The sequence below is a fragment of the Paenarthrobacter sp. NPDC089307 genome, from assembly GCF_040685055.1.
Lineage (GTDB): Bacteria > Actinomycetota > Actinomycetes > Actinomycetales > Micrococcaceae > Arthrobacter.
In genome coordinates, this window is the sequence record NZ_JBFBHE010000008.1 from 84,554 (window position 1) to 104,346 (window position 19,793).

At 56.9% G+C, this 19,793-nt stretch carries 14 protein-coding genes; 5 read left to right on the forward strand and 9 right to left on the reverse strand.

The window, feature by feature from the left end; translation table 11 throughout:
- Positions 1-15: 15 nt before the first annotated feature.
- Positions 16-525: a hypothetical protein gene (locus AB0N72_RS18980; RefSeq protein ID WP_363933963.1), complete on the reverse strand. Its 510-nt coding sequence runs from the start codon at positions 523-525 to the stop codon at positions 16-18.
- 195 nt (positions 526-720) lie between these two features.
- On the opposite strand from AB0N72_RS18980, the gene AB0N72_RS18985 reads away from it, so the two are divergent.
- The 3 genes from AB0N72_RS18985 (at position 721) to AB0N72_RS18995 (ending at position 7,751) form a co-directional block, all read left to right on the forward strand.
- Positions 721-3,468 (forward strand): DUF1156 domain-containing protein, encoded by a 2,748-nt coding sequence (locus tag AB0N72_RS18985; protein WP_363933964.1) that lies wholly within the window; start codon positions 721-723, stop codon positions 3,466-3,468.
- A gap of 147 nt (positions 3,469-3,615) precedes the next feature.
- Positions 3,616-6,969: a Swt1 family HEPN domain-containing protein gene (locus AB0N72_RS18990; RefSeq protein ID WP_363933965.1), complete on the forward strand. Its 3,354-nt coding sequence runs from the start codon at positions 3,616-3,618 to the stop codon at positions 6,967-6,969.
- Between the two features lie 446 nt (positions 6,970-7,415).
- A complete protein-coding gene (locus AB0N72_RS18995; protein WP_363933967.1) occupies positions 7,416-7,751 on the forward strand; it encodes a hypothetical protein in 336 nt (111 codons plus the stop codon).
- A 191-nt stretch (positions 7,752-7,942) separates the two neighbouring features.
- On the opposite strand, the gene AB0N72_RS19000 is transcribed toward AB0N72_RS18995, so the two are convergent.
- Entirely contained in the window at positions 7,943-9,205 is a 1,263-nt protein-coding gene (locus AB0N72_RS19000) for a hypothetical protein (protein WP_363933969.1), read from the reverse strand.
- A 538-nt stretch (positions 9,206-9,743) separates the two neighbouring features.
- On the opposite strand from AB0N72_RS19000, the gene AB0N72_RS19005 reads away from it, so the two are divergent.
- Entirely contained in the window at positions 9,744-10,112 is a 369-nt protein-coding gene (locus AB0N72_RS19005) for a hypothetical protein (RefSeq protein WP_363933971.1), read from the forward strand.
- A gap of 46 nt (positions 10,113-10,158) precedes the next feature.
- Here AB0N72_RS19005 and AB0N72_RS19010 read toward each other — a convergent pair whose 3' ends face one another.
- The 4 genes from AB0N72_RS19010 to AB0N72_RS19025 all read right to left on the reverse strand — a co-directional run bounded on the left by AB0N72_RS19010 (position 10,159) and on the right by AB0N72_RS19025 (position 13,182).
- Positions 10,159-10,542: a hypothetical protein gene (locus AB0N72_RS19010; RefSeq protein ID WP_363933973.1), complete on the reverse strand. Its 384-nt coding sequence runs from the start codon at positions 10,540-10,542 to the stop codon at positions 10,159-10,161.
- 174 nt (positions 10,543-10,716) lie between these two features.
- Positions 10,717-11,016, reverse strand: a complete 300-nt coding sequence (locus tag AB0N72_RS19015) for an HNH endonuclease (RefSeq protein WP_363933975.1) — start codon at positions 11,014-11,016, stop codon at positions 10,717-10,719.
- A 123-nt stretch (positions 11,017-11,139) separates the two neighbouring features.
- A complete protein-coding gene (locus tag AB0N72_RS19020; RefSeq protein ID WP_363933977.1) occupies positions 11,140-12,024 on the reverse strand; it encodes a hypothetical protein in 885 nt (294 codons plus the stop codon).
- A 345-nt stretch (positions 12,025-12,369) separates the two neighbouring features.
- Complete coding sequence (locus tag AB0N72_RS19025; protein WP_363933979.1) at positions 12,370-13,182, reverse strand: hypothetical protein; 813 nt, start codon at positions 13,180-13,182, stop codon at positions 12,370-12,372.
- A 1,234-nt stretch (positions 13,183-14,416) separates the two neighbouring features.
- Here AB0N72_RS19025 and AB0N72_RS19030 point away from each other — a divergent pair.
- Positions 14,417-14,599, forward strand: coding sequence for a hypothetical protein (locus tag AB0N72_RS19030; RefSeq protein ID WP_363933981.1), 183 nt, complete (start codon positions 14,417-14,419; stop codon positions 14,597-14,599).
- Positions 14,600-14,761: 162 nt separating this feature from the next.
- On the opposite strand, the gene AB0N72_RS19035 is transcribed toward AB0N72_RS19030, so the two are convergent.
- The 3 genes from AB0N72_RS19035 to AB0N72_RS19045 all read right to left on the reverse strand — a co-directional run bounded on the left by AB0N72_RS19035 (position 14,762) and on the right by AB0N72_RS19045 (position 19,012).
- Positions 14,762-15,082 carry a hypothetical protein gene (locus tag AB0N72_RS19035; RefSeq protein WP_363933983.1) on the reverse strand — a complete coding sequence of 107 codons (321 nt, stop codon included), beginning with the start codon at positions 15,080-15,082 and terminating at the stop codon, positions 14,762-14,764.
- Positions 15,082-15,714: an AAA family ATPase gene (locus AB0N72_RS19040; RefSeq protein ID WP_363933985.1), complete on the reverse strand. Its 633-nt coding sequence runs from the start codon at positions 15,712-15,714 to the stop codon at positions 15,082-15,084. Before AB0N72_RS19040 ends, AB0N72_RS19035 begins: the two co-directional genes overlap by 1 nt.
- Before the next feature lie 1,537 nt (positions 15,715-17,251).
- Positions 17,252-19,012: a hypothetical protein gene (locus AB0N72_RS19045; RefSeq protein ID WP_363933987.1), complete on the reverse strand. Its 1,761-nt coding sequence runs from the start codon at positions 19,010-19,012 to the stop codon at positions 17,252-17,254.
- Between the last annotated feature and the right edge of the window lie 781 nt (positions 19,013-19,793).

Consider the following 19,793-nt stretch of genomic DNA (forward strand, 5'->3'; position numbering starts at 1 on the left):
CCCGGGTTCGGGGCGCTAAAGAATGCTCTGCTGAAGATACCCAGCGATGGTCTCTTCATATGGTTTCCAAACACCTTCCAACCGTGGCGCCAGTCGTTCCGTGTCCGCTTGGGAGAGCAGAACCGGAGTGCGTTGGAGTGCCTGACCGTAGTTGGCTCTGCCGGCGGTCAACTCAAGTTCATCCCGGATCGACCCAATCGAAACACCGGTTCCAACTGGGGCAAGGTGCTCAAAGAAGACCTCACAGCCGTAACGGAAGTGGCGGCCACCGACGAGGACGGGCGTCCGGAGCTCCCTCACCTCTGTTAGCACGACAGCGTCGCCGATAATAAGTCCGGACGTCGGCCGCTGGTCGCCGCCAAGCCTAGGCCAGCAGGTAAAGCTGGCATAGAAGAGGAACCTGTCGCCTCGGGACAGCCGCGACGCAGTGCGCTTGCCGACCTCGCTAAAGGCCATGCGTTGATTGGCTAGGACCCAGCGAGCAGCGTCGGCGTTTCCGAGCACAACCAAATGCGTAGCAGTCATGTGAGCAGCGTAGTTGCATACGTGCAAGTAAATCCAAGCTAGACTCACGTTCGCCTTGTAGTCCGCCACGCCATCCCCCTATATATGGGCCAGGTTCTGAGACCTGTCGGTCCTACCGGTAGTTTTGATCAGTGCCCAACCGGCGGTAACTTCGGGCACCGGCTCACGTTTGGAAAGGAAGGTGTACACGTAGTGGTGGCACAAAAGCTCATCGAGGTAGCGTTGCCACTTGAGGCAATCAATCGTGAGTCTGCCCGGGAGAAGGAGCCCTTCACCCGCAAGCACCCCCGGGCTCTTCACATCTGGTGGGCACGGCGGCCGCTGACAGCTGCTCGGGCCATCCTTTTCGCGCAGCTCGTCGACGACCCCAGCTCACATCCAGAAAAATTCCCCACCGAAGACCTCCAACGGGTCGAGAGGGAACGCTTGCATAAGTTGATCGAGCGCCTCGTGATTTGGGAGAACTCGTGGAACGAAGAGCTCTTTGAGGAAGCTCGCAACGAAATTCTCAGGTCCACAGGAGGGACACTGCCCGTCATCCTCGACCCTTTTGCGGGAGGCGGAACTATCCCACTTGAAGCGCAGCGACTGGGCCTGGAGGCACGTGCATCCGATTTGAATCCGGTGGCTGTCCTGATCAATAAGGCTCTGATTGAGATTCCCCCTGCTTTCAAGGGCCAAAGTCCGGTGTTCCCTGGTGTTGCCGAGTCTCAGATTAGAGATTGGCGCGGAGCCGAGGGTCTTCAGGCTGACGTCCGGTCTTATGGTCAATGGATGTGCGATCGGGCGGCTGATCGTATCGCTTCGATATATCCAAAAGTGACCCTGCCCGATGGCACATCTGCCCGGGCAATAGCATGGATTTGGGCGAGGACTGTGGCGTGTCCAAACCCGGGGTGCGGCCTCGATCTGCCACTTGTCCGATCTTGGTGGCTGAGCAAGAAGAAGGGCAAGGAGGCTTTTGTCGTTCCCTCAGTTAAGAGGACCGGTGAACATCCCTCAGGGCAAACCGTCAGTTTCGCGGTCAAATCCACCAAGGCAGGAGGACCTACGGCGGAAGAGGACGGAACGGTTGGCCGGTCAGGGGCCAAGTGTCTTGCATGTCAGACGATGATCGACCTCTCTCATATCCGTGCAGAGGGCCGGGCGGGCAAGCTAGGCCAGCGTTTGATCGCTACGGTAGCCGAAGGCAAACGAGCACGGATCTACGTCACGCCGGATGCCCTGCAAGAAGCCACCGCGAGTGTTCCTCGACCCGACGACATTCCGGAGGCTTCAATTCCTCCACAAGCGCTCAGCTTCCGTGTCCAGGCGTACGGGATGACGCATTGGGTCGACCTGTTCACTCCTCGCCAGCTGACCGCCCTTGCGACATTTACTGATCTCGTCGGAGAAGCCCGCAGGCGCGTAGTGAGCGACGGTGGCACTGCGGAGTACGCGGATGCCATAGCCACCTATCTGGCACTGGCTGTATCTCGTTACGCAGACATGTCTAACACTATTTGTTCGTGGAATCAGACAAACGAGAACGTGCGGGCGCTCTTTTCTCGACAGGCGATCCCCATGACTTGGGACTTCGTTGAGGCCAACCCATTGGGTAACATTGGGCTCGAGGGACCCATCGAATCCGTATGCAACTCCTTGTACCTGGGCATTGGGGCTCCTGGAACTGCCCGACAGATCTCTGCCGATCAGGCCGACTTTTCGGGGACGGTAGTCAGCACTGACCCCCCGTATTACGACAACATCGGTTACTCGGATCTCTCTGACTTCTTCTACGTTTGGCTGCGCAGGGCACTGAAGGACGTGGAGCCACAGCTCCTGTCCACCCTTTTGGTGCCGAAGGCCGACGAACTGGTTGCTAACCCCTACCGCCACGGTGGCAAAGAGGGCGCGAAGACCTTCTTTGAGGATGGCTTCCGCGACGTCTTCACACGCGCAAGAAAGACCGCTTCTCCCGACTTTCCCATCACTGTCTACTACGCCTTTAAGCAATCGGAAACAGATGCACACGGTGAGGCTTCAACCGGGTGGGAAACCTTGCTCGACGGCATGATCCGTGCCGGTTGGGAGATTACATCCACTTGGCCAATTAGGAGCGAACGCAGTGCACGAGCCGTTGGTCTGGGCACTAACGCCTTGGCTTCGTCAATCGTTCTGTCCCTCCGTCCACGTCCAGATGGAGCACCGACCACTGACCGGCGAGGGCTGATCGCCGCACTCGAGGGGGAATTGCCCAGCGCTCTACGCAAACTGCAGCAGGGCCTTATCGCCCCGGTCGACCTGCCACAGGCAGCCATCGGACCTGGAATGGCCGTGGTTAGCCGATACAGTGGCGTCCTGGAACCTGATGGGTCTAGGATGAGTGTTCGCTCGGCGCTCACTAGAATCAACGAGATCTTGGATCAGGTACTAAACGAGCAGGAGGGCGACTTCGACCCGACCTCGCGGTTCGCGATCGCCTGGTACCGATTGCATGGATATGGAGTCGGCGACTTCGGAGACGCCAACAACCTTGCTAACGCTCGCAACACCACTGTGCAGTCGATGGATCGTGACGAAATCCTCACGAGTCGAGCGGGAAAAGTTCAGTTGATTAAGCCATCCGATCTGCCATCGGACTACGACGTCCTCAAAGACGGCCACACCAGTAACTGGGAGGCTCTCCACCACCTGATCAGGGTTTTGGAGCATGAGGGAATCGCGGCCGCGGGTGTGTTCCTGCAGACGGCCCTCAGCCGGGATGACGGTGCGGTAAATCCGGATTTGGTGAAGGAATTAGCCCATCTCCTGTTCCGCGTTGCGGAGAATAATGGCTGGACCAAGGACGCATTGTCCTTTAATAGCCTTGTTACAAGCTGGCCTGATCTCATCGACATTGCACGCACGCAGAAGAAGCCCGCCGCCGCGCAAGGTGCCTTTGATTTCGAGGATGACGAGTGACTGAGCAGAAGCGCAAGCCAGGTGACACTGGCGAGATGCGACTAGGGACGCTGAACACCCCCGCTTGCGACTGCCCTATCCCGAGTTCGAAGCAACGGCAGGCGGAACCCCCTATTAGGTTCATCAACAAGTGGGAGCTGAACTGACATGGCGCTTAGTAACCGCGACCGGATCGAGCGCATGTTCCAAGTGCTGGCACCGGCGTTGGACGACTTCATTTCAACGGTCATCGGTCAGGCCGACCCGGTGATGGGTGCCGAATGGACCAAGCTCGTTCAGGCCAAGGATATGAAGAACGGTGTGCCTGCCGGGAAGGTCTATGACGCGCTCGACCCACAGGCGCAGCTCAGAATCCTCACGGAAAGTAACATCACAGCCGGGTACCGGCCGGGCTGGTACCCGTTCAACCAGTCGCTAGGCAAGGCCGGAGAGTCATTCGCAATCGAGCTGCGAGAGGTCCGCAACAACTGGGCACACAACGGTACATTCACGGACGACGACGCCTATCGCTCGCTCGATACATGCGAACGGCTGCTCAAGCTGATCGGTGCGGGGACAGCATCAGAGGAGATTCGAAATATCCGGCTGAACCTCAGGCGGGTGACGGCCGATAAGGATGACAAGAAGATTCTTAAGGCCGCCGTGACGAATCCAGAGGCGTCGGGGTTAAAACCGTGGCGCGAGGTACTCCAGCCGCACGATGACGTTGCGACCGGAAATTTCCATGCATCAGAGTTCGCCGCCGACCTCTACAAGGTCGCAACAGGCGGGGAGGTCGACTCGGACTACGCCGACCCGGTGGAGTTCTTCAAACGCACCTATCTAACAGAGGGCCTACGAGATCTGGTCGGGCGAGCGGTTCGGCGTTTCGCAGGCGACGACAATACATCACCCGTGATCAACCTCCAGACGAACTTCGGTGGTGGTAAAACGCATTCGATGCTTTCACTGTGGCATGTCGCGGCTGGACTCCCCTTGGGTGAATTTCCTCAGGAAACGCAAGAGCTGTTGATGGCCAACGGCTATACGGGCACCAAGGTCAACCGTGTGGCAATCGTGGGAAACCACTTCAGTCCATCCGGAGTCACCAAGGCTGACGGTACGCGTGTCAACACCATTTGGGGGGAATTGGCTTGGCAGCTCGGCGGAGTGCAGGCTTTCACGCTGGTTTCCAAAGCTGATGCGGACCGAACGCATCCTGGCGAGGCACTACACACGCTGCTTGCCAGTTACTCACCTGCCGTCATACTCATCGATGAATGGGTTGCATACGCCCGCTCGCTTGTAGGTCGCGATGATCTAGCCGGCGGCACCTTTGACGACCAGTTTACTTTCGCACAGTCATTAACCGAGGCGTGCAAAGGGACCTCCGGTATCCTTCTGGCCATTTCCATCCCGGCTTCGGAGAACGGAACCGACGATGCCGCAGTCGTCGCCGGGAGCGCTGAGGAGGTGGGGGGAACTAACGGCCTAGAGGCCCTCAAACGTCTCCAGAACATCGTGCGCCGAGTCGCCGACCCATGGAGGCCGGCTTCGTCGGACGAAGCTTTCAACATCGTCAAGCAGCGCCTTTTCAAGCAGGCTGATGCAGGCGCACTCGCTTCGATCGGCGCGACAGCCCGAACGTACCTGGAGATGTACCGGAAGTACACCGATGACTTCCCGCGTGAAACTCGCGACCCGGCTTATGAGGAACGGATCAAACGGACTTACCCGATCCATCCCGAAATGTTCGACACCCTCTACGAAGAGTGGTCGTCCCTCGAACGCTTCCAGCGCACTCGCGGCGTCCTGCGGTTGATGAGCACAGTCATCCATGCGCTCTGGACCGGAGAGGACGCTTCCCCACTCATAATGCCCGGGTCAATTCCCTTGGCGACCGCACACGTGAACGCCGAGCTGACACAATACTTACAGGACTCGTGGAAGACGATCATCGATGCAGACGTAGACGGGCCCAACTCTGAACCTGCACGCATCGACACTGAAAAGCCGCTCTTCGGCCAGCGGGCGTTGACCAAGCGCCTCGCGCGCACCGTGTTCTTCAGTGCTGCGCCCACTGTCTCTCCAGGTTCGATTCACAAAGGGACTGGCACGCAGCGCGTGTTTCTCGGTACAGCAGTCCCCGGCGATGTACCTGGCAATTTCCATGCGGCCCTGACTCAGCTCGGCGACCGGGCGACTTATTTCTACTCTGGCTCGGGCAAATACTGGTACGACCTCCAGCCCAACATCACCCGCACGGCCAAGGACCAGGCGGAACGCCTTCACAAAGAAGACGTGTGGGCGGAAATCGTCAGGCGTCTGCAAGGGCAAGCTCGTAGCCGCGGCGATCTCGCAGGAGTCCATGTTTGTCCTGAGACCAATGCCGACATCCCAGACACTGATGAGGCCAGACTAGTCATTCTCCACCCCAAAGTAGCCCATAAGCGTGGCGCAGAATCGGTTGCCAAGGACTTTGCGCAGAAGGCCACCGAGCAGCGCGGTAGCGCCAACCGGACAAACCGCAACATGTTGGTCTACCTCGCCGCTGATGAGGCCAGACTGGAGGAACTCAGCACTGCCGTCCGTGACTATCTTGGATGGACTCACGTACTGGAGAACGAGGCCGATCTTGACCTCACTCAGAACCAAAAAAACCAGGCCGCGCTGCGCAAAACGCAGGCAGACAAGACCGTCTCTTCGAGGCTGTTACAAACCTTCACCTGGGCACTCGTTCCCGCTCAGCCTGATGCCGGGGCGCCGTTTGTGATCCGAGAAACCAAGGTCGAAGGTCAATCCGACTCACTCGCGGACCGCGTTTCGCGACGGCTCGGAAACGACGGTGACCTCTCGACACGGCAGGCTGCAGCCACTATCCGCCTCGCTATCAGCAAAGTGCCGCAGATATGGAAAGACGGTCACGTCTCACTCGGCGAATTGTGGTCCCTCTACAGCCAGTACCCGTACATGCCACGCCTACGCGACCGCAAAGTACTCGATGAAGGCATCGTCGACCTGCCAATGATCTGGCAGACTGATGCCTTTGCGCTAGCGGCAGATTACGACCACACCGCTAATCGGTATATCGGCATGTGGACGCCACAGGACAAAAGTGCCGCCCCTATGGCCACCGACTCGCTCTTGCTCGTCCGCCCCGATGTCGCCGTCGCACAGAGGGAAGCCGAGGTCCAGGCGTCAACGGATATATCACTTGATGAGCCAACCCTCGACCAGCCCCTTCCGCCCTCTAAGCCCCCAGCCGACGAAGTCGTAAAACAGAACGCCAAAACGCGCTTTTACGGAGTCAAGACGCTCAACGCCGACAAAATCGCAATGGACTTCAAGAACATCGCCGAGGAAGTCCTGGTCCATCTCCGTGGCGATACAGGCGCCAACCTTGTCGTCCGAATCGAGATCGAAGCGACTGACGAGAACGGCTTCGAGGAAGGAAGGATCCGCACCGTCTCAGAGAACGCCCGCACCCTCAAGTTCGACCAGTCCGGCTTCGAAGAGAACTAAACGCCCCGAACCATTCGATCGTTTTCATGCACATCGATGTACATCCCATATTCAGGACACACACCCTTGCTGGCAGGTCATAGAGGAGGCTTCCGAAGGCAGACCGAACGGGCTCCAGTTCGACTGCCTCCAAGCAGGGCAACCCTGATGCAGGACAAAGAGCTCCGGGTATACATGAGTGGCAACCAGCCCCTTCCCGCAACTCGAGCAAAGACCCTTTCCACAGCAGGGACCAAGGAATCGTACTTTGTTGCATGTCTCCAATCTTCTATAGAAGTCCCAGCGACGTCCTAGTTTTGTCGCCTCAGGTTGGGCTACGTGGTGAGAGTTTAAGCAGTGCCATGTGGGACTGGGAAGATGATCACCGTGGCTAAGTCCTCCCGTTCCCGTAAGTCGGACCCTGGCCACTAACCTGAGCATTACAACAACCCACAAGGGGACCCACTATGACTACAACTTCTAACTGCGAACCGTGGTGTACCGACCACAAAACCTTCGCTGAAGACTCTTGCTACACACGCGTCACGATTTACGACAGCGGCAATGATGAGGTGCAAGCCTTGCCTGCCCCAGGAAGCATGGCAGCTCTATTTGAGTTCCCGAAAGACATCGCCTGGATAAACTTTGTGGCGAGCCAGGATAAGGATGATGACCAACCTGTCATGGATCTGTTTTTCTTCGAGGCAGGCAAGGACGAGCCGATCACCACATTGGCTCTTGATCAAAACACGCTGAAGCAACTTCATCGGAACCTCGGCGCCATACTTGTCACTCTTGCTTAGCCAACAGCAGTTATAGGAGCGGCCTCCGGGTTGGAACTCAATCTGATCCAAAGACGGCACTGGGGTTAGGCTTTTCGAAGACGGCCGGATCGTAGCATTCAGGCGGGACCCTGATGTGGATCGTACTCAATGGGACCGAGCCCGCAGTCCCAATCGCTTACGTTGTTGCATGGGACCACGCTGTGAACTGGCTAGGGGCCGACCCATCCTAAGAGGTGCGTATCTTGGGCACCGACGTGCCAACGTCCTGTAACCCTCGATCGGTGAAATTCCCCGAGAAGTCCTATGCCTTTTGAAAGAAGGTGGACTGATCGCTCTTCACCGCCGGCGACCAAACTGTCGCCTTCCTCTTGAAGGGCCCTCCACCAGCCGCTGTATTCCTCCAGAGAGATGACAGCGCGGTCACCCCTTACGAGGACAGTTCTTGAGGCTCGTTGATTGTCGGAACGCCATAGTTGCCAGTGGATGTGAGTCTGCATGTGTAGCTCGTCAGCAAATTGCAGTTGTCTGGTTCCGTATTCCGATGATGCAAGGAACGAACGCGCGGCTACGGCTGTTCCTTCCAAGTTGGCCTGGCCAGGGGTCAGCCCTCGCGCCAAGTCGTACCCGTCGCCGTAGGTCCAGAAGCTAAGCGTGTCTCTGCTGAGAGCGTGCGCAAAGGCCCATTTACCCCATTGACGCTTGATCAGTTTCAATACCGGCTCATCCGTAGGCATGCCCTGATTTATCCATCTTGCGATGCCTACCGCAGGGTTTACCCAAGAAAGGCAACCAAACATCAACAATGACAATGGTGCGAAATAGGCGCACCTGTCCAGAACGTCGGCTTCAAGCGTCGGACGGGGTGGAAGGGTCCAGGCAGCGTCCCAGCCCGACATGCACGCATGGAGTTGAGCCACACCGGTAACCCATGGGGCATGATCGTTTATGCCCGCTTCTGGGGAAGGATGCCAATCAACGTTTGCGCGTGGTTGAAGTGTGAAGGGGGCGGGTTCCTCCTCGACGGAATCCAGGGATTCAGCCGTAGCGATGGTTCGCAGGATCAGAAGCCGAGCAAGTCCGGACATTACCGCGGTCTCGCCAACTTGGGTCCTCAGCGCTGACGGGATAGCGAGCAGCTCCAAGTATTCAACGACTTGATCCATCGGCAAGGTCGAGACTTCGCGTCCTATTTGGGGAAAGCCTTTCGTGGCTAGGCGCGCGAGGCTTGGCTGGTATTCCGCCAAGCGCTCCAATGTAGCAGGGTCGGTTGCGGCATGAATAAGACTTTTGTCCCAGTGGAGGGCGATCTTTTGTGCGATGCGTCTAAGAATGGTCTGTGAATCGTCCTGCGGATTTGCCCATTTGAACTCCCATCGAAGTATCTCGCTATATGAGCTGAGTGCACTGCGCCGTTTAGCATCAAATCGGACTAGCTTTGAGGCGACTTCAACCTCGCGTTGGGCGGCGGCCATGGTTCCAATAGCTCCTTTTTGCAATCGTGTGGGATGAAAATGGGTTTCCTGACGTACCTGGTTCAGCCTTCATTGCTCCGGCCAGGTGAAGCGATCTGTAAGTTGCCGTTTCAGGGAAAGGTGCATCTCCGCATCGTGAATTCGGATGAGCCCTGAATCCCGCTCACGAAGCTGCTGTCCGTGGGCCTCTGTCGTCAATCATGAGCATCGCGTGTTCTTCTTCGAGGGCGTCAAGTGCCTGGTAGTGGAGCGGGAAATCGATTCTTACAAGGGCCCGGTGTGAGTCGTGAGCCTGAGTCTTCTTTGTCGGTCACCTCTGCTTTAATCGGGGTTACGAGTCAGAGGGGGCACAATGACTGCACAGTTGCAGGACATGGATAAAGTAGCATTCAAGGCTGAAATAGCCCTTGAACAGGAGTATTTGATACGGCCAGGGAGGCCTACGACAACAGGCTTTCCAATCTCGACTCAGCCATGGTCAGCGGTAACGTCCACGAACGGTCAAGTCAGCGTGCCGCACTGCTCAACAGAAAACGCCTTGAATCGTCAGAGGCTGTTGCCACCGCGACGCATGGACATGGAGGACGGCGAAACCATCTACATTGGCAGCGTGGCCATCCATGACGGCAACTACGATCTCCTCATAGCACCGTGGCAGTCTCCCGTCGGAGATACTTTCTACGAAGCCACTCATGAAGACCCCCGCGGACTCGCCCGAAAACGGATCTTCACGACCACGTATAACCGCATCGATTCGTTCAACGACGTCATTTTCCAGGAACTCTCCGACGACTTTTCGACGGGAACCTTCGTCGGTGAACAGGATCCACTACTTGAGGATCTTGGACGAGGCCGCGGCGAGCACATGCGCGACATCGTTCGGAGTTTAGACCCAGCATCTCCGTAACTCACGTCATGCAGGTATGACGATGCGCTGCCGTCCTCCAAGCCGGTCATTCCGGGCTTGGAAGGTGAGCCTTGATGATCTTACTCAGCTCATTGGCCTGTTCGATGGTTAGGTCGACCGTCGCATAGATATCGCCTTCGCTTACCAAGATCATTATCCTGCCGTGGCGATAGCCATGGCCCACGCCTACTTCGCGGTACGCCTCGCCAACGGTTTCGAAGAATTCTTCCCGATTGGTCATTGCGACCTTCGGAAGGTGAGTCGCTATGATTTGGATCAACTCCTTGGCTTGCTCGGCGGTCAGCTCGACCGTGGCGATACCGGCCCTCCAGGAGTGTGCTTGGACCCTCACTCCGCGCTCCGTGGTCCTCACGCCGACCACTTCCCAAAGTTTGGATATGTCTTTCCCAACAAATTCGTAGGACGTCATGAGTAGATTCCTTACGTGTACCAAGCTCGTGGCTCGTGCGCGCCTAAATCGGCGGGAACTCCATGATGGACCGAGGGACGGTCAGGATACAGTGGAGTGTCGCTATCTTTTAGAGGGCCTTAGACAACTTAGCCAACGTTTCGGGACCGATTCGTTGAGTCAGAGAGTTAGAGGCTATCCCTGATGGAACGTAGCCTGCCATTCCGCCCAAACCCTGGAGATGGCCTGAGTGCGGTTGAAGTGGCAATTGGGACAGATTGTCCCGGGTATCGCCAGATCTAAGAGGCTCGGCCCGTGGCTCTGAGCGGGGAGCTTTAGATCGGTGTCCATGCACCAGTAGCCTCGGTCAAAGGCGAGATGGTGATTCGCGCAAAGAGGCAGACCATTACGCGCATCATCACTGCCTCCGCCCTTCTTGGAAAGCAGACAACGCAACGATGCTACTGACCGGCCGGCGTAACGCCTACCGGGCAACTGGCTGTCCTTAGCTGGGGCCGGAAGTGGCCGGGCTTCGAGATCAACGCCAGCGCTTCTGCACGATCCGATAGCTGAATTTGCGGAACTCCTCGCACTTTTCTTCGATGAAGCGTCTTGGTGCTACTTGTGTGAAAAAGTGACGCTATTTCCACCGAGTCCATCAATGCGGACTTTGAAGGTAGGTTCAGAAGCGTCGTTGAAATTCCAGCCGCTTCTCAAAGTTGAGCTTTGTCCTGGTTCAAGTTTTGCATCCCAGTAGGCTCCCACTAGGTCATCCTGAACCGAACGGACATCAAAGTCACCATCCTTAGCACTGTTGGCGACTAACTCGACGTCACTACGTCCCAAGACGACCCCTTCGGACAAATTCTTGATAGTGACATCGAAGTAAAGGTTGTCAGAACCCTTATCTTGTGTACCTCCAAGGGTCGTGATAGAGAAGTCAGCGTCTTTCCCAGGCTCGAATTCTTGGGGTTCTTGCACGGTGATCTCGAGCAAAACCTTATCCCCGCTACGTCGAGAATCTTCATATATCGCAGTTTGCCCATACAAGCATTTGCCGAAGTTCTCATCGATGTTGCAAGTCGTGCCTTCAACTTTGGCTTGTGGCTCGTTAGCTGTGACCGCAGGAGCAGGAGTCGGGGGCTCGGCTGATGGTGTCATTGTTTCAGTCGGAGGCGTCTGCACTTGGGTTTCTACGAGTAAGGACGGGGTCGGCGACGGAAGCGCGTCAGCACTGCTGTTTGAGCTACCCTCTCCCCCGAATGCACTGGCGATGAGCGCTCCGATGATGAGAAGTGCGAGCAGGCCGCCACCCGCCCCGATCAATTTCCACGGAGTCTCTGGTTTCGGACGCCGGAAGGTCAACTCCGACCGCACTGTCCCCTGTTCCTGCGAGACGAACTCCCAGCCCTCTTTCTCTAATTTGGCTCTAGTCCTGGCCTCCAGTCCCCGAACCGTCTTGACGGACCTCGTCTCGTACTTCACACCTGTTGCTGTCGTCATGTTGCTCCCTCTTGGCCTGGACATCAAGCACTCTTCGAGAGCTTAGGGTGACGCGACCTTTCCCCAAAACGCCCCCTCTATCGCTGACCTCACAGCGGAACCACTCCCCCGGCCACGGCTGGTCAGGCCTGTCTCAGTAACCGATCGGCGAAAGGGCGCCGGGCATCAACGCAGAACCACGGCAGTTCTCCGATGAGACCCCGCTAACCTACTGGGACCTTCTGGGGACGAAACGAGCATTCCTGGATTCGTAGTTCGACCGCTCGGCCTTGACATGATATCGCCTGTACTGGCGTGCGGTGCTCTGTCGTCGCAAGAGGACGCCCGCATGCCGGGCGAGGGTTTTCAGTAGGGCAAGGTGTTGTCCCATCGATCAGGCCAATTGCCATAAGCCCAGTAGAACGAGTTCTTAGAGGGCTCGGCCCAGTGCCTGCCTGAGGTCGGCAGGGCGGGAAGGCGGTCCTCGCCGTAGGGATCGACCGGTGTGATGCTCTTGGGCTGCTCGATATCACTCTTCGGTTTTGCCGCAGGCGGCACCGCGCCCTGGGCTACAGGAGTGATACGTTGTAGTGCATCTTCCAGCGTTTTCCGGCGTCGTGGAAGGTCCAGACTCTTGGGCTTCTTCGGAAGGTCCTTTCTGAAGCGCTTGATCAGCTCCAGGTTGGCGCCGACACTACTGAACCCCGGCGTGCTCTTTCTGATCAGAGTGAGGTCCAGTAGTTCGCTCTCCTGCCAGTACAGCCTTAGCAGGCTTCCGCTGCCCGGAAATCCTTGGGCTGCTGTCATGATGAGTGCGTAGGCTGCTTCGGCGATCAACTCGACCCTGGCGACTTCGAGTTCTGCCGGGGTTACCGTGCGACCGTAGACTTGGGCCAAGGCGCTCCAAGTGGAGAGCAGGGCGTCGATGGAGTAGAGCTCTTCTACCGTCTCCCGCTCCTTGGAGTGGCCCAGTTCAAGGATGTCCATGACCAAGGAGTTGGGCATCGTCGCACCGCTCCCCTGGCTGCCGCGGAGATAGGCATTGACTCGTCCTGCTGTGATTCCGTAGGACCTCAGCCAGCACCCCGTTTCCTGGGAGACCTTGTCAGCGTGCTTGCGTTCCTTGAGGTAGGTGTGGGCGGTCCATTCGATGTAGTTGGCATACTGGTGGATTTTCATGGTGTTCTCCTGAGCTGTTAGCGCCTGTGACGCTTGAATGATCAAAGGGCAAAAGAAAAGGACCATCCACGGGGATGGTCCTTCGAAGGGGCTATCGGTCTCTGCTGGAGCTGACTGTTCTGACCTAAGTGGTTCCTCCTTTGGTACTTAACAAAAAAACCTCTGCAGTTGCAGAGGTTGGATGGACATTCAGTATGGTGCCCCGAACGCTGTTACTTTGCTTCACGTATCCGCCGTCGAACTACTTGCGGTGGCTCAGCCCGAGAGGAACGGGGCACACCCGGCTTGGGGTTCAAGAGCCGTTGGCCTTGCCTGATATTCCCCTAATCCTGGTAACTCATTCAAGCGAAACGGCCTGCGTTGCTCTCACTTTAGGTTACGAGGTGTTGTCAAGGATTATGCGTACGCAACGTCCTCAGCGACCTTCGGGGATGTCATTCTCAGAATACCCGTAAGACCAAATCTAGGTGGTTACGCACGTCCTCCCCGCTTAGAGTGACTCAAACGACGGCGGATGCCCTTGTCTCTAATTATCGCGTCACTTCCGTTTCACTGCCAAGAATGCTGTCACTTCCGTGACACTAGCAAGTCCCCTGTTTATCAGGTACGGCTGGCACAGCTATAAGAAACGCGATGACTTCAGCCACCATACTCCTGGCTGTCAAGACCTTTATGCGGACGCCTGCTCACTTCCGTGGCATAACGTCCAATTCCCTAGGCAACAGGCTCGCCAAAGTTCATGCGTAGGCGTACTACAGGATGGACTGCCCCGCCGGTCACCCCCGCCCAGCGTTCTGGCTGCCCGGCGGGTCCATCGTCGTCTTTGACTACTAGGGGCCCGCAGCACTCAAGGGTGTGGGGCGCCTAGTGGGTCAGTACGCCCTACTCCGAAGCAGCAGACGTTCGTCCTCTGTTTCTTGCAACACTAGAAAGTCTGGTCTGAAAGCGTTGATCTCAAGCCTCTTGTGATGGGCGCACGGTAAAGGATCCCTTTACGTTCCTTCGCTCGGAAAACCCATCCCCTGCCGGTACTGAGACGCTTCACAGCGAGACGACTAAACGAGACCTGGTAGGGCCCGGAAATCCTGAGTATCCGTCTTGCCGGCCGCAGACGCAGCACCGCCCCAGTAAGCATTAGGTTTTCGAGACAAACGCAAGGATTCCGCCGGCAAACGATTGCGCCGACGTCGAACGAGTCCCATTCGTGCGCCGTCCAACACCTAGACTCAGTGTCGTGGCTACATATGACCCTTCCGAACTCGCTCGAGAACTCGGCTATACCAGTGAGCAAAGGCCGGGGAAGGTCGTGCGGGATTACCTGCGCAAGAAATACCCGGTCCACCCCAAGTACCAACGCTGGGTGCTGGATGAGACTCAGGCTGAAGACGTTCCGGTAAACGTCCCTCGGAAGCGCTGACTCTTCGCTGGGCGAAGGGGCCGTCTGACTCGACCGGCTCGTCCTGACGCTGGGTCGGCATACATCCGCATGTGTACACTCCCCCGCCTCGACGCTGCGAATTGCACGGCCCGTCGAAGGCAAGATATCTAACTGATATCAACCAGCTACCATTTCGAAAGTCTACTCGTAGCTGTCTCTAACCTGTTCCAGCCCAATCCTTAGTGCCCGCAAAGCCATGGGATGCTTTTTTCGCCCTTCCAGGGTAGCGACTTCCGACAGTAGTTCTACTAGTTCCAGGTCGTTGTCGAACCGAAGCAGCATCGTCTTTGGGCGCTCCTTATCCCTAATGTCGCTAAGTTCCGGTGTAAACCTAGGCCTGACAGGTGCGACACGTTCGTTCTTGGCGGCCGGCGCCAGTAACAGAGGTTCGGCTGCGTTGCCAAAGGCTTCGATTGCCTCATCCCGAGCCCTCTCGGACGCTGAGCGTTTCTTGAGTGCCATTAACCGATCAACTCCTCCACCAGTCCGCGGATCTCTCGAGCCGCCTTAGGGTTCTTCCATTCGACGACACCCAAGCCTTCCCCAACTACGTCCCGATAAGCCTTGCGTTCGTACAGAACGGTCTGCAAAGGTTCAATGCTCGGGTAGTCGGCGAGGTATTCCCTAGCGTCTGCACTCTCCGATTCGAAAGCGTTAGTTGAGACACGGGTTAAAGCGCCCCGGACGCGCAGCGTAGGGTTGAAATCACGTGCAGTTTCGATAAGTTGGTCCACGGTGACCAGGGTGTCTAGGTCAAACTGACTAGATTGAGTCAGGATTAGGAGCTGATGCGCGGCCGTCATAGCCGTACGCATTTCCTTGCTGTCCTTGCCTGCCACGTCGACGAGAACTATGTCGTAGCTCTTATCGAGTTCTCGAAGAGTCTCATGTAAGCTACCCAACTTTTCAACGACAAAGATGCGCGGTTCATGACCGGCTTCCTCGCGATCTACAGCCCACCGCGCGGTGGACCGCTGGCGATCCCCATCTACCACTGACACCCGCATCCCACGCTTCGAGAGCTCGACGGCCATGTTAGTGACGACCGTGGATTTACCCACGCCACCCTTTTCGCTTCCAACCACGATGATCATGACAGCAACGTTACCTCGTGGAAGCTATCGAACCGGTACCGACACGCTAGTGCTTTGATATCACTTTGGAATTGATATCAGAGAACTAGCGGAACGGTATCGCTTTCAGAGTGCAACCGAAGTAGTTGAAGCGATGCACTGCTATCAAAGCGCTACTGATTTAATAGCACTTCGATATTGCTATTAAATCAAAGGCCTCGGCCTTGGCTCGGATAGCGATATCAAACCACTATTAGAATGCTATCGATTTGATATCAGCTGGCCCTTCCATGCATCCAAGCCTGACCGGGAACGTCCCGCCACCGGTTTTGATATCGAACTGCTATTACTTCCAAAGTGCTATTACTTTCAAAGTGATAGCACTTTGAAAGTAATAGCACCCGGGCCGATGATCCGTTGTGCAAATCAATGGCTGTTTGAAGTCACTTCGAATTGATATCAACCAGAAACCAAAGGGTGATCAGCGGTCGCCCACAACTCGTGATCCCCCAGAGGGAGAAAACGAAAAGGCAATACTAAATCCATATCAAAACGCTAGTGATTTGAAAGCAGTTTCATACAGATATCGCATTGGACCAGCATGGGCCGAAGCTCCAAAAACACCATCTGTAGCCGAAGACTGCAGAGCTGCTTTTGATGGGGGAGTGGGATCGGTCCCTCCACCATCTATAGCCACTTCTCTCTCCTAAGGCTCCAAGAACATGGCTCGAGGTCCAACAACCTGGCGCTCCGGACCCTAGACGAGATTGTGATCCAGGTGGGCCCGGACCTTCTCTACCTCACCCGCAGCACCTTCCCATAGCCGTCTAGCTTCTTCTCCGTCAGGATTTCCTGACAGAATGAGGTCGCAACGTCCCACCTGTCCGGAGACAACCTCACATGGAGATAAAAGCATGAATTGGGACATGCAGGACGGGGTCCACGAAGGATGGCCCGCTGCTGTCGCGCCAGACGGGCGCATATCGAACGACGTCCGAACGGGTAGCGTTTCAGTCGAAGGTGTCTCAGGAAGATTTTCAAGGCATCCAGTCCATGCAGGACGTGAGATTATCCCGGACGACAGTGTTATTGGTTGGCGCTCATTCTGCGGGTGCGGCTGGACTGGTCCGTTCTGGAAGCGAGCCCTGAAGGCTTCAGAGGAAATACAAACCAAGCATCTGGCGTTTGTCCCCTTTCTCGGAGTGGCAGTGCCATCAGTGGAAGTTGAAGCTGCCATGCACCACGAATGGTTGACCCATGCGCAGCCTGCTGCAGCAATTTCAGAGCTAAAGGCCGCCCTACGTTCTTTCAAGGACGCGGAAGGGCGCATTGATAGGGGAGTGCATGCAGCACGGTCCGCGGGAGTCTCCTGGGCAGCCATCGGCACTACCTTGGGAATCAGCAAACAGTCAGCCCACGAACGATGGAAGACATAGCACCTCAGCCTGTCAGAAGCTGCCGCTAGAACTCCCTCCGAACGGACACAATTCGAATATCGGCCTCGAGCTGAAGCAAGCATCTAGCACAAAGATGTCCGAGCGCTGCCATGGCCGGCGACTCAGGCTACCTGCCACAACGTGTAGTTGTCGTTGGGTGGTATCCAAATTTCTTCAGTCTCGTAGTCATAAATATCGGTTTCCTCGAGTTGACATTCAAGGAACCGAGCCAGGTAGGCGTGCCAGATGGCGCGTTCGCGGCGGTTGCGGCTGATCTGTTCGAAGTAGTCATCGAGGACTCCGAGCCTGCCGGCAAGCATGCGCAGATTGGCGGTGGTGACGCGCCAGGTGCCATTTTGGCGTTGGATCATGCCCAGGGCTTCCATGTCTGCTAGGGCGGCCGAGCAGGCGTTGCGGCTGACACCACTTGAACGGACGATCTCGGCAGTGGTGGGGGAGTGCCGGCCCCGTTCGATGGCTTCATAGACAAGAGCTGCGGGGTCACCCAGAGCACGAAACACAGGCCGTACGGCGTTGATTTTTCCTTTCCGCCAGGTCAGCTCTTTGGCTAGTTGTCGGTAGTGGTCAGGCAGCTGAATGAGGTAAACGTCCGCTGCTTTCTGACGTGCGTCAGCAATCTTTGTCAAAATCCCGTCCGAGGCCGCAGCCAGGATGGGCAATAGTCGGGCGACCGTGACATGATGCTTACCCATCGCGGCAGCCAAGGTGCGGCACCCAACGTCGAGAACGTCAGTTTCCTTCCCACGCATGTAGCCCAGCAGACCGCGAATCAGTAAGCGAAGGCTGAGGCCTTCGCGGCCACGCGATTGAAGTCTGTGATCCAGAACTCCGTAGAGCACATTTTCCAGATCGTTCACAAGCTGACGAACTCCAGCGGCGCTGGAGTTTCCTCGCCCCCCTGTGGTTAATGGGAGGCTTGTGTTGTTAATAGGGGCACTCTTTTCCCCGTGTTTACGGGGGAGTGGTTTCTTCGCGTTTAAGACCGAGTTGGTGAAAGCCTGGGCTTTGGCCCATTCGTAGGGCAGCAGCCGAGCCTGACGCTCCGCGGATCCGTAAAGGGCCGCAAGACCTGGGAACTGGACCGCAAGCTCGCCCTGAACCTGCTGCAAGGACCAGCCGCAGGCACTGAAGTGGTTCAGCACCGCCATCCGGGCTTCGGACGGGCTCTTGTACGTGGCCGTGTTGTACAAACCGCTCCGGGCAACCCGACGCAACGGGGACTCGCTCCCGCCCGACAGGGGTAGCGTCGGCAACGCGCCTGTCCGTTGTGCGGCTACGCGCTTCGCTTCGCGTGCTTTCAGCGCACGTTTGCGTGTCAGTTCTGGCGCCAAGGCACTACGCAATTCCACCAAGGCTCGGGCGGGGTTGCGGCGGCGAAGAACGTCGTATGCCTTGGACAGGGGAGTGATAAGGGTCTGGTGGCCACCGGACTTATGCACCGAGCCAGGGACACGGATGCACCCGTCGGTGATGTTCTGATGGGGGCTCGGGTCCAAACTGGTGGCTATCAGAGCTAGCGCTTCAACCAGTTCCCGGGCCTCGGCCGCTTCCAGACGTTCCTGAAGCGGGACGTACAGGTGGCGTCCACCGCTGGGGGAGAAATCTTCTACAAACCTCATCCCACAGGCAGCTAACAGCCGACCGATCCGTGCCGCGTCGGAATCCACAACACCCTTCAAGGCTTTCGAGGTGTCAAAGTCAAGGCACAACGTGGCAACACGGCCATCGGCGCCGTGCACCATCACCGCAGCAGGGCGATGGGGCAAAGAACGAGTGATCTTCGACGCATTCGCTGGCCGGGGATACTGAAAGCGCTGACCAATCCAACGCCCCAAACGGTATGACGGCGCGCCGGCGATCAAGGGAGCGAGACTCCACGCGTGTTCAGGAGACACTTCTGGCGCGACACTCGCATTTGGATGCGTTGACGCCAAAACGGCATCCGGTACCATAGACAACAACAGCCTCTCTTTGAGGGGTATGGAAAATCCACCCACCAGGGTGGGTGTTCTACAAGTTCAGATCTGATCCCGCCAAGAACTGGATCTGAACAGATACTTAGATGAAGGCCCGCCTAGTGCGGGCCTTCAGTTTTTAACTAGCCTTTGCGATAGGCAAAGTCTCCTGTGTGTGCTCGGCCCGAAATTTTTCCAGATCGATGGAGTCGATGTGGGCAGCAACAAGGGGGGTTAGGTAGTCCACCGCGTTGCAGTCAAGAATGTCTAGGATGTCACGCAGTTTTTCGGCGCGAGTGATGTCCGGTTTGACGTTGAATGTATGCCGTGGGCCCTTAGACGGGCGTCCACCCTGTGCGAGCTTTCGGAGTGCCATAGAGCTATCTAATCGGTTTTTGTTATCGAAACCCTAGATGCAGGGGGGCGTGTCGCGTCCATTCTTTGACAAAGGGTCCACGGCTCACCTTATGGGGGATGATCTTTGCTCCCGCAGAGAACGTTTGCTCCCGTCTCATATGGAGCCCGTCACGTAGTAACGACGGTTCGAGAATCCCTGCCGCAGTCCGGTACGTCGGATCAGCCTCAGTCAAGTGTCGTTGATATTTCTGCGTATGCGACTTGCCGCCACACTTGGTTTCCATAACTGAAGTCCGCGAAGGGCGAGGGGCGTGTCGGTAAGGGAGCCGTA

Excerpts from the sequence above, each read along its gene's own strand:
- AB0N72_RS19035 (WP_363933983.1), bottom strand. The coding sequence starts at position 15,082 with ATGGCACTCAAGAAACGCTCAGCGTCCGAGAGGGCTCGGGATGAGGCA.
- AB0N72_RS18980 (WP_363933963.1), bottom strand. The coding sequence starts at position 525 with ATGACTGCTACGCATTTGGTTGTGCTCGGAAACGCCGACGCTGCTCGC.
- AB0N72_RS18995 (WP_363933967.1), top strand. The coding sequence starts at position 7,416 with ATGACTACAACTTCTAACTGCGAACCGTGGTGTACCGACCACAAAACC.
- AB0N72_RS18990 (WP_363933965.1), top strand. The coding sequence starts at position 3,616 with ATGGCGCTTAGTAACCGCGACCGGATCGAGCGCATGTTCCAAGTGCTG.
- AB0N72_RS19000 (WP_363933969.1), bottom strand. The coding sequence starts at position 9,205 with ATGGCCGCCGCCCAACGCGAGGTTGAAGTCGCCTCAAAGCTAGTCCGA.
- AB0N72_RS19040 (WP_363933985.1), bottom strand. The coding sequence starts at position 15,714 with ATGATCATCGTGGTTGGAAGCGAAAAGGGTGGCGTGGGTAAATCCACG.
- AB0N72_RS19025 (WP_363933979.1), bottom strand. The coding sequence starts at position 13,182 with ATGAAAATCCACCAGTATGCCAACTACATCGAATGGACCGCCCACACC.
- AB0N72_RS19010 (WP_363933973.1), bottom strand. The coding sequence starts at position 10,542 with ATGACGTCCTACGAATTTGTTGGGAAAGACATATCCAAACTTTGGGAA.
- AB0N72_RS19020 (WP_363933977.1), bottom strand. The coding sequence starts at position 12,024 with ATGACGACAGCAACAGGTGTGAAGTACGAGACGAGGTCCGTCAAGACG.